This is a genomic window from Alkalinema sp. FACHB-956 (assembly GCF_014697025.1).
Taxonomy (GTDB): Bacteria; Cyanobacteriota; Cyanobacteriia; order Leptolyngbyales; family Leptolyngbyaceae; genus Alkalinema.
On record NZ_JACJRC010000018.1, the window covers coordinates 69,005 to 82,975 of the forward strand.

The 13,971-nt window shown below is 47.0% G+C and carries 7 protein-coding genes; 4 read left to right on the forward strand and 3 right to left on the reverse strand.

Annotated elements, in window-relative coordinates; translation table 11 throughout:
* Window positions 1-547 precede the first annotated feature (547 nt).
* The 3 genes from H6G21_RS17820 to H6G21_RS17830 all read right to left on the reverse strand — a co-directional run bounded on the left by H6G21_RS17820 (window position 548) and on the right by H6G21_RS17830 (window position 8,267).
* A complete protein-coding gene (locus H6G21_RS17820; protein WP_190574755.1) occupies window positions 548-5,884 on the reverse strand; it encodes a PAS domain S-box protein in 5,337 nt (1,778 codons plus the stop codon).
* Between the two features lie 67 nt (window positions 5,885-5,951).
* A complete protein-coding gene (locus H6G21_RS17825; RefSeq protein ID WP_190574756.1) occupies window positions 5,952-6,902 on the reverse strand; it encodes a diguanylate cyclase in 951 nt (316 codons plus the stop codon).
* Between the two features lie 78 nt (window positions 6,903-6,980).
* Window positions 6,981-8,267 carry a response regulator gene (locus tag H6G21_RS17830; protein ID WP_190574757.1) on the reverse strand — a complete coding sequence of 429 codons (1,287 nt, stop codon included), beginning with the start codon at window positions 8,265-8,267 and terminating at the stop codon, window positions 6,981-6,983.
* Window positions 8,268-8,342: 75 nt separating this feature from the next.
* Between H6G21_RS17830 and H6G21_RS17835 the strand changes: the two genes are divergently transcribed.
* The 4 genes from H6G21_RS17835 to H6G21_RS17850 all read left to right on the forward strand — a co-directional run bounded on the left by H6G21_RS17835 (window position 8,343) and on the right by H6G21_RS17850 (window position 13,950).
* On the forward strand, window positions 8,343-8,495 hold the full coding sequence (locus tag H6G21_RS17835; RefSeq protein WP_190574758.1) for a hypothetical protein: 153 nt from the start codon (window positions 8,343-8,345) through the stop codon (window positions 8,493-8,495).
* Between the two features lie 497 nt (window positions 8,496-8,992).
* Window positions 8,993-9,640 (forward strand): CatB-related O-acetyltransferase, encoded by a 648-nt coding sequence (locus tag H6G21_RS17840; protein ID WP_190574759.1) that lies wholly within the window; start codon window positions 8,993-8,995, stop codon window positions 9,638-9,640.
* A gap of 84 nt (window positions 9,641-9,724) precedes the next feature.
* Entirely contained in the window at window positions 9,725-11,245 is a 1,521-nt protein-coding gene (locus H6G21_RS17845; protein ID WP_190574760.1) for a cryptochrome/photolyase family protein, read from the forward strand.
* A 158-nt stretch (window positions 11,246-11,403) separates the two neighbouring features.
* Window positions 11,404-13,950 (forward strand): carbamoyltransferase HypF, encoded by a 2,547-nt coding sequence (locus H6G21_RS17850; RefSeq protein ID WP_190574761.1) that lies wholly within the window; start codon window positions 11,404-11,406, stop codon window positions 13,948-13,950.
* Window positions 13,951-13,971 lie beyond the last annotated feature (21 nt).

A 13,971-nucleotide genomic window follows, 5' to 3' on the forward strand; every position in this document is an offset into this window, starting at 1 on the left:
TCAGTTCTTAGCAAATATGGCTAGCTGATTTCAACGTGATAGCTGAAGTTTAATTGCAATATTTCCCTTACCATATTCCTCATCAAATCAGGCAGTCTAACGCAGTAATCTAGTCCAGTAAAACTATCTAATCCAGTAAAGCTATCCAATCAAGTAAAGTAGTCTGAGATTTTCTTCAAAATTTTTCCCAATATAGCCCCCGCGTCCTATTTTCTCTCCAATCTATATCCCCCTAGATTTCCCTAACATTTTTTGCCTTCTCAGAAACATGAAAGATTCTTTACAAGAAAATCTACTTGACCCTTCCTCCAGCCACTGTCCTTGCTGCTCTGATACCCTATTACGACATGCTCGCGGAAATGAACTGTATTGGCTATGCCGTCGTTGCCGCCAAGAAATGCCCAATCTTTTACATGTCCGTATTACCCACTTTCATCAAGAGTCCCAGCCCAAAACCCCACACAATCGCCTAATCCAGCACTATCAGGTAGGCCGTTATGCCCAGCCGGACAGACCTCAACCCATTCTCAACCAATAGCTCTTGGGATTATAGATCGGAGTTTTGTTGGTCGGAATTTTGTGAGTTGGAGTTTTGGAGAAACTGACTTGCTTCGATCGTGAATTCGATGAGTTTATCAAGTTCTAAGATCTCAACCCAACTTCGAAGCTGATTAGCCAAAGGCAATTGAGTGGAAGAAATTTCATCTAGCAAATGGAGAATCAGCTCTTCATCCGCAATTCTAGCCGCTCGTTGTAATCGATTAACCCAATCAGGAGAGAGGTCTTGCCAATTGGTAAAGGCAACTTTTTCACCTACAATTATTTCAGAGGGCATTGCAGCGATCGGTTCCTCTTCATAGATATAGCAAACATCTAAATGCTCAGCCAGCTTGTTAAACAGAATTTCTTCTGTGATTGGTTTACAAACTAAATCATCACAGCCTGAAGCCAAAATTGCAACCCGTTCATCTTCAAACGCACTCGCAGTCAATGCAAGAATTTTAGTTCTAACCAGGGAGGAATCATTGCCCTGCTCAATTTCTAATGTGCGAATTCTTCGAGTGGCTTCATAGCCATCCATAGTTGGCATGCGTATATCCATCCACACTAAGTGGGGCTGCCATTGTTGCCAAATCCCGATCGCCTCTTGTCCATTTTCAGCTTCTTGCACCTCAAATCCAACGCATTCTAGTAACTGCACTAAAAACTGACGGTTTTCACAATTATCTTCCACAACCAACAATCGGTAAGTCCTCTGGCCTCCTTGTAATCCCGTTACACGACAGCGCGATCGTTGAGAAACAAAGTGGGTTGCCTGAACCGGGATTCCTGGAATTTCAAATTGAAAAACTGATCCCTGACCTAGCGTGCTATGGCAGGTTAATTCTCCCCCTAACAAGCGCACAAATTGACGACTGATCGGTAGCCCTAAACCAGTTCCTTCGAGAGATTTTTGGCCCGCCTGTGCTTGAACAAAAGGCTCAAATAAGGATTCCTGTTCCAAGGGAGCAATGCCAGGCCCAGTATCTTCCACGGCAAAGCGCAGAATAACCTCCGGCAGCATCGGCGACCCCATAGACGGGCCAGAAGAAGCGGAGAACAGCCGTTGAGCACCAGGCACTGGGGCCGCAGCCACTAATTGGACTTGCAAACGAACGTAGCCTTGCTGAGTAAATTTAATGGCATTACTCATTAGATTGATTAACACTTGGCGTAACTTGTTCTCATCGGTACAAATATATTGCGGCAGGTTTTCAGCATAACTCACGATGATCTGCAAACCTTTAGATTGAGATCTCAGATAAAACATCTCCTCTAAATTTTTCAGAAGCTGGTAAAGATCAAAATTTTGCGGCGTTAAAGTAACTCGTCCAGCTTCAATTTTAGACATCTCTAAAATGTCATTGATCAGGTTTAGTAAATGTTCCCCACTACGATTAATAATGCCAATTTGTTTCCGTTGTTCTAAGGTTAATATTTGACTACGGCTTAACAATTGACTAAACCCAAGAATAGCATTCAGTGGGGTACGGAGCTCATGGCTCATATTTGCTAAAAAGACACTTTTAGCACGATTAGCCGCTTCCGCAGCTTCCTTGGACAAACGGAGTTCAGTCGTCCGTTGCTCAACCCGATCCTCCAGCTCTAATTTAGCTTGCAGTAAAGCTGCTTCATTGGCCTTACGCTCATCAATATCGGTATGGGTTCCCATCATGCGTACAGGATTGCCCTCCGCATCCCAAGCAACCAATTTCCCTAATGACAAAATCCATTTCCATTTCCCGGTTTTTGTACGCTGCCGAAATTCTAAAACATGCTCTGATACAAGCCCTTGGATATAGGCTTGATAAAGGGCCAGCCCTTTATCAAAATCTTCTGGATGGAGTCTTTCTAGCCATTGCGTACTAGTTTCCTGGAACTCATCAGGGGCATACTCCAACATCGTGGCATATTCAGGGCTGACAATGACCTTGCCTGTTCGAAGATTAAGATCATAGAGCCCTTGCTTTGCAGCCATTAAAGCCAAACGTAGCCGTTCTTCACTATCTCGTAACGCTTCCTCCGCTTGCTTACGATCGGTAATATCTTGATAGGTTCCCAACAAACCAACGATTTCCCCCTGCAAGTTATACAACGGCAATTTATTGGTTTCAATCCAAATAAAAGACCCATCTGCACGCAATTGTGTTTCAATAATCCCTAGTTTTGCAACGCCCGAATTTAAGACCTCCCGATCGTCCACCCGATATAGCTCAGCATGGGTCTGCCCCCAAGGTAAATCAGCATCTGTTTTTCCAACAATCTCTGCCGGAGAGGCCAAACCAGCAGCCTCTGCTGATTTTTGATTACACCCTAAATAGACAGAATTACAATCTTTCCAAAAGACCACTAGAGGAAATGTATCAATTACAGTTTGTAGAAAACGCTGAGATTCTTGGAGGGCAATTTCTGCCTGCTTGCGATCGGTAATATCCCGTTGCAATCCCACCATCCGGATCGGCTGACCCATGGAATTCCAACGAACCACTTTGCCATAGGTTGCAATCCACCGCCATTCCCCCGTTTTCGAACGCGCACGATGTTCCACTCGATAGGGAATTTGATCTTGCAAATGGGCATGGAGTTGCATCATCACGCGATCTTTATCATCCGGATGCAGCATTTTTGCCCAAGTTTCTACGTGACCTGGTAATTCATCAGCCTCATAGCCCAACATCCCCAGCCAGCGAGGACTGAAATAAGCCTGCCCCGTTGCGACATCCCAATCCCACAAGCCATCCCCCGATCCCTCCAGCGCCAACTGCAACTGTTCTTGGCTAAAGCGCATGGATTCTTCTATCTGTTTGCGATCGGTAATATCAACCGCCACACCAATCATTCTTGCACTTTCGTTATCTTCGGGCGGAAGGACTTTCCCTCGAACTGCCACCCATCGCAGTTCTCCATCCTTACGATTAATCCGATATTCAACATTGTAGGGTGTACCTGTGGTGAAGCTGTGGCTGAGCGCTTGAAACACCCGTTCCTGATCTTCCTGATACACAAGCTGGAGGAAAGCTTCACGATCGCCGGGAAAGGTTCCTGGTTCATAGCCAAAAATAGCTTCTGTTTTTTCTGACCAAATCCCAGTTTCAAAATTGGCTTCCCAAGTCCCCATTTCAGCCGCTTCCAACGCTAGTTGTAACCGTAATCTTTCTGCGCGAAGGGCTTGTTCCGCTTGCTTACGATCGGTCACATTGCGTAAAACCGCAACACCACCAATGAGCACATGATGGCTATCGTATAAAGGACGAGCAGTCACTTCAATATAGATCCCTTCTGGATGGAAAATATTACGGAGAACCATTTCCGCTTGATCGATGGATTCTCCTTGCATTGCACGCATCAAAGGGAGTTGATCCGCAGCACAGGGAATACCCCCTGGTAAATAAATGCCCCAAAAATTTTGTAATGCATCGGAAGTAATTGAAACCCCTAACCCTGGAATATTTTCGGCAGCAGGGTTATGTAAAATAATTTCTCCACTCGTATTGGCAACTAATACCCCATCTCCAATACTATTCAAGATAATTTGTAATAGTTGAGTTTGTTGTTGTAATTCTTGAGTTCGCTGTTGTACCCGTTGTTCTAACTCTTGATTGATCTGTTGTAGGATTTGTTCTGAGCGTTTGCGTTCAGTAATATCCATCGCAATTCCTACGGTTCCGATCGACTCCCCATAGTCATCAAACACAGGGGTTTTAATCGTTTCAATCCATCTTGTGGTGCCATTAGGGTTGACCCAAAATTCCTCAACCCGCTTTTGGTGGCCGGACTCCATGACTTCACGATCGTCCTGCTGATAGGATTTCGCCAAATCCTGGGGCCAAATATCCCCATCCGTGAGACCCACTAATTGCGAAGGATGATAGCCACAGGCTTGTCCAAAGGGCTCATTCACAGATAGAAAATGGCCTTCTCGATCCTTGAGCCATGCCATATGGGGAATATTATTAAGCAAAGAAATGACCTGTTGCTGACGGAATTTAGCCGCTTCTTCTGCTCGCTTGCGATCGCTAATATCACGGTGGGTTCCCGTCATCCGCAAAGGTTTACCCGTATCGTCGCGAACCACAACCTTGCCGTAGTTGGTAATCCATTTCCATGCACCGGACTTACACAGCATCCGGTAGTCAAAGGCATAGGGTTGTGAACCATCTTGTAAATGGGCTTGCAAAATTTCGATGACCCAAGGTCGATCGCCAGGATGCATTAACTGGTGCCAAGTTTGGACATTGCTCGGTAGTTCATCCACCCCATAACCCAACATTTCCCACCAACGTGGACTCAAATACATTTCATCAGTGATCAGGTTCCAATCCCATAACCCATCCCCTGATCCTTCTAACGCCAGTTGTAAACGTTCCTCGCTAACCCGTAGCGCTTCTTCAACTTGCTTCAGTTCCGTAATATCTGTCAAGGTTCCCATATAGCCACTGACATTGCCTTGAGCGTCTCTTTCGGGTTGGACTTGACAATAGACCCACTTAATTTGACCATCGGGCAATTGTAGACAACTTTCAATGTCGTGATGAGCCTGTTCTTGGATGACGTAATCCCAGGATTGGACAAGGCGATCGCGCCAATCTGGGTGGATAGCCTGTAGCCAATTCATCCCCGTACCTTGTTCGCGCGACAGGCCAGTCATTTCAAACCAGCGATCGTTGCCATAGACCATTTCACCCTGCGCATTATTCCGGAAAATTCCAACGGGCGAAGCTTCAGCAAGGGTGGTATAACGCTGTTCACTTTCTCGGTACAAGGCTTCTGCTTGTTGACGATCGCTGATCAGCGCTTCATTCTGGGCCTCCAGATCTCGAATTGTTGCCTGGAGAGTGGCTTGCTGTTGTCCCCATGGCTGTTCTTGCTTATATTGCTGTTCTTGCTCATATTGCTGTTCTTGCTTATATTGCTGTTCTTGCCCATGCCGTTCTTGCCCATGCTGTTCTTGCCTATAGCGTTGCAACGCATCCGTCACGATCGTTTGGAGATCAGCCGCACTCCAAGGTTGGGCAATCAAGCGATAGAAATTTCCTCGATTAATCACATTGACCAAATCCTGGGTCTGGACTACCCCAACCAGCAACACCTTGACGATCTGCGGATGCTCGGCATGAAGTTGAGCCAACAGATCCTCCCCTGCACCTCCTAATAGCCCACAATCAGCAATCACCAAGGGCACCTCAATCCCTTGAGCCAACAGATCCTCCACCACGGTCAGGGCTTGGCGGGAACTTGTCGCCAGTTCGATCGCATAATTAGGAAACTGCGTTGATAACTGAGCATTTAAGGTGAGGAGAATACTTTGCTCATCATGAACACAGAGGATGGTGGGACGACTCATAGATGACTCAACTAGATTGAGCGAAGCGATATTCCACTCAACTATATCTGGAGACGTCACCTATCGTCTAAGGCTGTTGTATCGCATTAAACAAGACATAGCAGCCCTTTCCCTGGGCTTTCGCTGAATACATCGCAAGATCGGCTTCTCTGAGCAAATCTTCTGGGGGCTGGTCAGTTAACTTGCCGATCGTAATGCCGATACTGGCCCCAATCACAATTTGCACGCCTCCCAGCTCAAACGGCTTTTTCAATTGGGCTTGGATGCGCTCCACTACCGCGATCGCCACTGTGCCATCCACAATACTGGAGAGCACAATAACAAATTCATCACCGCCGAGGCGTGCAACCAGATCGCCCTCCCTCAAACAGGGGACTAATCGCTGGGCAACCTGCTTCAACAGTTCGTCGCCTATCAAATGACCTAACTCATCGTTGACCTGCTTAAATCCATCGAGGTCAATAAATAGGACGGCTGTCGTGTGCTCCATGGGCAGCTTAGGCTGATCAAAGAGGTGATTGAGATGATGGCACAGCCCTCGGCGATTGGGCAGCCCCGTCAAAGTGTCATGAAAGGCTGCTTCTAGTAAGGCTTCCTGGAATTGTTGGGCTTGAATTTTTTGATGTCTGAGTCTTTGCACAGACTCGATCGTTTTTTCGATCGTTTGTTTGAGATCGTGAAAGTCGATCGGTTTCGTTAAAAAGTCAAAGGCCCCTGCGTTCATGGCTTGCCGAATCCGAGCCATATCATTATAGGCAGAGATAACCACAACCTTGAGGGTATCATTAACCTTCGGCAAATGCTGCATCAAGGTGAAGCCATCCATTTCCGGCATATTGAGATCCGTTAACACCATATCAATTTGCCGATCGTGCTGTAACCGATGGAGCGCCTCAATCCCATTCGCAGCAAAGATAAAATCCATCGTCTTTGCTGTGATCTGCTTCCTGAAACGCTGCTTAATCAAGCGTTCTAGCTCTAGTTCGTCATCTACGACTAGGATTCTCACAGGTGTCATTTTTCTCTGTGTTCAGTTAAATAGATCAAATCAGTACTCGCGATCGGTTCAGTACGCCATTTAGGGTAGTCAACGGAATTACCCAGAAATCGGTAACGTCACCACAAACGTGGTATGCATTCCTGGCTCTGTATCTAGCTTGAGCATGCCATTATGTTGCCTGACGATAATTTCATAGGCCATGGAGAGCCCTAAGCCCGTCCCTTCTCCCGTCGGCTTCGTGGTAAAAAACGGCTCAAAAATCTTACCCTGGTAGTCCGGCTGAATTCCGATACCGTTGTCTTGAATGCAAATCTGGACACTATTTTCCAATTGCTGAGTTGTTAACAGCAGCATTGGAACAAAATCTTTTCCTACAAGTTTTTGTTTGCTTTGTATTGCATAGAACGCATTATCAATCAGGTTGATAAATGCACGGCACAACTCACTGGGTAACAGTTTGAGTTGTCCAATGTTCGAGCCATAATTACGGTGGATGGTAATGTTAAATCCTACATTCTGAGCACGTTTGCTATGGTAAGTTAAGTCCACTGCTTCATCTAATAAACCGTTCAAATCGGTCAACTGAGGTAGACTATTTTCCATCCGAGCATGCTGCATCATGCTACTAATAATCTGTTCCGCCCGCTGCCCGTGGAGGTGAATGGTGCCTGAATTGGTTTTGAGATCGAGCATCAATTCTCGGATTGCTGCCTGAATCTCTGGTTCCAGTTTGGAGGTGTAGGGTTCTATTAAGTCCCGCAGCTCATCTAACAATTCGATCGAACCCTCAGCATAGTTATTCACAAAATTCAGAGGATTGCGCAGTTCGTGGGCAATGCCAGCGGTGAGCGTCCCCAGAGCCGCCAACTTCTCGTGGGCAATCATTTGTTGTTGAGTGGTTTTCAAATCCTCCAAGGCTTGTTTTAAAGCGACTTCAACCGTTTTTCGGTGTTCGATTTCCTCTGCAAGCTGAATATTTTGTGCTCTGAGGGTTTGGGTCAGGTTTTGAATGCGCAGATGGGTTTTGACCCGGGCAATCACTTCTTCTTTCTGAAAAGGTTTGGTAATATAGTCAACACCTCCCAACTCCAAGGCCTTCACCTTATCCTCGGTATCACTCAAGGCGCTCAAGAAAATGATGGGAATCTCCTGAGTTCGGGGATTGGCTTTTAATTGTTGGCAAGTCTCATATCCATCCATTCCTGGCATCATGATATCCAACAGGATCAGGTCAGGAGGATCCAACTGGGCTGAGTCTAGGGCATGGGATCCACTCAAAACTTTGCGGGATTTATACCCCTCACTCCCTAAAATTTCCGACAATAGCCGCACATTGTCTGCTTTGTCATCAACAATTAGAATATCGGCTCGATCAACCATCATTTGTCTCTGATCATAATTTATTCCGATTAGATTAATCCACAATTTAACGTAAGGGTGAACAAGCGTTAAGACAAGATGGATGTGCTATCGGGTGGACGGCAAGAAATCTTGGTGGATCGCGATCGATCTGCAATGCTACCCTCCTTCCAGTGTATCAGCCGGTTGCTGGAGAATGGCAAGATGTCACTGTTCAACGGAGGCATTTCAGAGCGTCGTTACCACATTTAGTGATTACTAGATTTTTTCAATACTATATTTAGTGCTAATTAGCTTTGAGGATGCACCCTTGTGAGCATTCAATCCAACAGCAGGATCCGAGGTTTCACGCTCTATTCCCTGTTTATACGCTCAATAACGCGCTAAATTAACTATCGAAGTTCTCTTTTTTGATTTTCCCAAAAATAATTGAACTTTAGAGGAAATGCGATCAATAGATGCAATCTATACCAATAATGCAATCTAGATTAATCCTGTAATCTAGATCAATAATATAATCTACAATATGTGTTCGATAATATGTGCTCAATCAATTCTTTTCGTATTATCACTCGTAATTGTCAATTCATTATATTCACTGTCTGCTTAAGGCGAGGCTAAGTCAACAGTCCCTGACGCTGTATTATGCGTTAATGAGTTTTGATCAAGGATGATCCGAACACTGACAGTCAACGCTTGACAGCCAATACTTGAGTAGATCGTTCAACATTATACAGGAAGGTTGTGGCATGCATTCCGGCCCCGATCCCAATCAAAGTCACCCCATCGCGGCTCATCCTAGGGTCTGTTTCATTAAAAATTGTCTGACCGCGCCCAACATCATTGTAGGTGATTATTCATACTACGATGACCCCAGCGATCCCGAAGGATTTGAACGCAATGTTCTCTATAACTATGGTGTAGATCGACTCATCATTGGTAAATTTTGCGCGATCGCGACGGGCGTGAAATTTATTATGAATGGAGCCAACCATAAATTGGACAGCATTTCTACCTATCCATTTCCGATTTTTGGACAGGGCTGGGAACTCTACCTTGACCAGATGTTAAATCTGCCGAGTCGGGGCGACACGGTAATTGGTAATGATGTTTGGATTGGGTATGAGTCGGTGATTATGCCGGGAGTGCAGATTGGAGATGGAGCGGTGATTGCAGCGAAATCGGTGGTCGTCAAAGAGGTTCCCCCCTATACGATCGTGGGCGGAAATCCAGCGCGTCCCATTCGCCAGCGATTTAGTGAGGCAGAGGTGGCAAAACTGCTGGAAATTCGTTGGTGGGATTGGGACATTGAGACGATCACCCAAGCCCTACCCCTCTTACTGTCCCAGCAAATTGACGCACTTTATACGATCGCCCAGGCACGTCAGACTCCCTGATAATCCGTGTATTATCACAATGGTTTTGTAAGCACGGTATTGTAAGCACGGTATTGTCAGAACAGTATTGTCAGCACGGTTGATATGACGATCGGACTTTGGATTTTGGGTGATCAGCTTTCGCCTCACCATGCAGCCCTGACTGCACTCAGCCCCTCTAGCCCCATTATCTTGATTGAGTCCCTAGCCCATATCCGGGTTCGGCCCTACCACCAACAAAAGCTCGTATTGGTGTGGTCGGCCATGCGTCACTTTGCCCAGGCGCTCCAACAGCAAGGCTGGCAGGTCACCTATGCTGAAGCGGAGGATTTCCGATCGCCGCTCGTCGCTTGGATTGAGGCGCAGCAGATCACGGAATTGCAGGTCATGGCCCCGATCGATAAACCGTTTGCCCGATTGTTGGAGACCTTAGATTTACCCTGTCGTCTCACGATCGTTCCCAATCATCAATTTCTCTGGAGTGCCGAGGAATTTACGCAATGGGCGCAATCTCGCAAACGGCTGTTGATGGAGGATTTTTATCGGGCCAGTCGTAAACGGTTCAATTTGCTGATGGATGAGGCTGGACAACCGATCGGTGGCAGTTGGAATTTTGACAAAGACAATCGGAAACCCCCAAAAAAGAATGACCCAACTTTCCAGCCCCCCGCGCCCCTGTGGTTTGAACCCGATGCCATCACCCAAACTGTCATCCAAAAAGTGCAAAATTTGGATTGTCCGACCTACGGACGACTCGATCGGTTTGGTTGGGCTGTAACGCGATCGCAGGCTCAACAGGTTGTCACGCATTTTATCAGCACCCGATTAACCACCTTTGGCCCCTACGAAGATGCCATGGTGACTGGGCAGGATACGTTATGGCATTCCCTGCTGTCACCCTATTTGAATTTGGGCCTATTGCATCCGATCGAAGTGGTACAGCAAGTCGAATCAGCCTTCCATCAGCGTGATGATCTCCCCCTGAACAGTGTGGAAGGGTTTATTCGTCAGGTCATCGGTTGGCGGGAATATATGCGGGGAGTCTATGTTTTCAGTCCAGAGGACTATTCTGACAATAACTGGTTCGGGCATCAAAACCCTCTCCCTGCATTCTTTTGGGATGCGAGTCAAGCCCCGATGAATTGTTTGCAGCAATGCCTCGATCAGACAGAACGATTGGGCTATGCACACCACATCCAACGCTTAATGGTATTGAATAATTTTGCCCTGATTGCTGGCATTTCACCCCAGGCAATTGAACAATGGTTCCATGCAGCCTACATTGATGCCTATGACTGGGTGATGCAAACGAATGTAATTGGCATGGGTCAGTATGCGGATGGAGGACTGCTGGCCTCCAAGCCCTATGCAGCCTCAGCGAACTATATTAATAAAATGAGTGATTACTGCAAAGGCTGTCAGTTTAATCCCAAGCTACGAGTGGGCGACAAAGCCTGTCCCTTTAATTTTTTTTACTGGGATTTCCTCGATCGTCACCGGGAAAAGTTAACCCAACAAGGCCGGATGAGCTTTATTTTAGCGAACTTAGATAAAATGCCTGCGCCGGAACTTCAGGAAATCCGTCAGCTTGCCCAAGCTTGGCACAACACCTGGCAATCCCGCTGAGTATTACCCTGAGCATTACCCTGACTATAAATTTTAAGGTTTATTGGCGATCGAGACTGGAAACTCTGGTGGACCTTAAGATTGAAAGTATATGATGTCCTGCTTCCAGAGGAGGGTACTATGGGTCACCTTGTCATTAAAGTCATGAAGTGAATGGTATGCATTCTATTCTACGACAACGACTCCAGGTTTCAGGAATTGTTCAAGGCATTGGTTTTCGTCCGTTTGTCTATCAATTGGCGACAGAATTGGGTTTAGCAGGCTGGGTACAAAATGATGCGCAGGGCGTTGTCATTGAGGTTGAAGGTACGATCGATCGATTGCAGCAGTTTTCCGATCGATTACAACAAGATTTACCCTCCCATGGCCAGATTCAACGGATAACTCGTACAATAGTCGAATATGTTGACGATCGTAGGACTGATTGCGTTGATGATTATATAAGTAATTCTGGAAGCGGTAACGTTGGAAATCAGGTTGGAAATCAGGTTGGAAATCAAGTCAGCAACCAACCCTTCGAAATTCGAGCGAGTCAGGTACAGTCCGCAACAACCCTGATTCTCCCAGACTTAGCAACCTGTTCTGCCTGTTTGCGGGAACTCTTTGACCCGCACGATCGACGGTATCGCTATCCCTTTATCAACTGTACCCACTGCGGGCCACGCTATAGCATTCTGCAACGCTTACCCTACGATCGACCCAATACAACGATGCGGGATTTCATTCTGTGTGATGCCTGCCGAGCAGAGTACGACCATCCCCAGGATCGACGATTTCATGCCCAGCCGATCGCTTGTCCCAACTGTGGGCCGCAGCTTGCCCTGTGGGATCAGCAAGGAAATCCACTGGCCACTGGAGATGCAGCCCTTATGGCAACGGTGGCTGCTATTCGCCAAGGGAAGATTGTGGCGATCAAAGGATTGGGGGGATTTCAATTCTGGGTTGATGCCTATAATGCCACCGCGATCGCCCAGTTACGGCAGCGGAAACATCGCCCTGACAAACCCTTTGCCCTCCTGTATCCTTCATTAGCTGCCATCCAAGCGGATTGCCAAGTCAGCGATCGATCTGCCCAAATCTTAACCGCTCCAGCAGCCCCGATCGTTCTGCTTCCCCATCACCGCGATTGGACATGTTCGCACCTACAAAAGGCTTTAATTGCCCCCCATAATCCCTATTTGGGCGTTATGTTACCCTACACGCCACTCCATCATTTGTTAATGGCGGAGTTACGCAGCCCAGTTGTGGCAACTAGTGGCAATCTTTCAGGGGAACCTATTTGTATTGATGAATGGGAGGCCGTTCGCCAATTAAGTTCAATCGCCGATTATTTTCTAGTCCACGATCGCCCCATTGTCCGTCCGGTCGATGATTCCGTGGTTCAGATCATAACTGTTCGGGAAACGGGTCAGTCCTCAGAACAGGCCATGCTATTAAGACGGGCGCGGGGCTATGCGCCTTTACCGATTACAATCAATATCCCTGCCCTCAGGCTTGAATCGCCAGTCCTTGCCGTCGGTGGGCATTTGAAATCCACGATCGCGCTAACAATTCCCGATCGTGTCAGTGATTTAGGAAGCAAGCTAGAAAGCGATCCCTCGCCTGAAAGTTCTTACAATCATGATTCTAATCCAGTAAATATTCTACTTAGTCAACATTTAGGGGATTTAGATAATACTGCAACAGCCACAACCTTTCATGCCATGACAGAGTCGCTACAGCAGATCTATGAAGTTCATACGCCTAAGATTGCCTGTGATTTGCATCCTGATTATTTTTCCACCCGGTATGCCCAGGATAAAACGATCGCGCCGCTGGGTGTACAACATCACCATGCCCATATTGCCGCCTGTATGGCGGAACATCAACTGAGTCAACCGGTTCTGGGCGTTGCCTGGGATGGGACAGGATACGGGGCCGATGGGACGCTCTGGGGAGGCGAATTTATGATCACGACCCTGACGGACTTTCAACGGTTGGCAACGTTCAAGCCCTTTCGATTACTGGGTGGAGAGAAAGCCGTGCGGGAACCCCGTCGAGTCGCGATCGCCTTGCTCTATGAACTCTTTGGGACTACCGTTTGGGAACAGGGGGATACGCTGGATTTACCGATTGTGAAAGCGTTCACAGAACAGGAGCGATCGGTCTTCAGCCAAATGTTACAGCGATCGATCAATTGTCCTATGACCTCGAGTGTAGGACGGTTATTTGATGGCGTGGCTTCTCTACTCGATTTGGTACAGATCAGCACGTTTGAAGGCCAAGCGGCAATGGCGGTGGAGTTTGCCTGTGTTGCAGGGGCGATCGAAGCTTCACGCCATCCGTCTAGTTACCCCTTTCATCTCGCTCAAACACTAAATCCGCAGGACGTCCCTGTAGTGATCGATTGGCAGCCGATCGTGCAGGGGATTTTGCAAGATTTACAGCGATCGGTGTCTCAATCCACCATTGCCCTTAAGTTGCACCAGACCCTAGTGGAAATCATTGTAGCAATCGCACAGCGAAGTGAGTTATCAACCATTGTGTTATCCGGTGGGTGCTTCCAAAATCAATGGTTACTAGAACAGTCTATTCAACGCCTACATCATTTAGGATACCCACTCTACTGGCCCCAGAAAATCCCACCGAATGATGGCGGTATCGCTTTGGGACAAGCGGTAGTCGGACTGTCCCATTTGGCTCAGGATGGGAAATCGATGGATTAAATCGATTATGGATTCAACAGA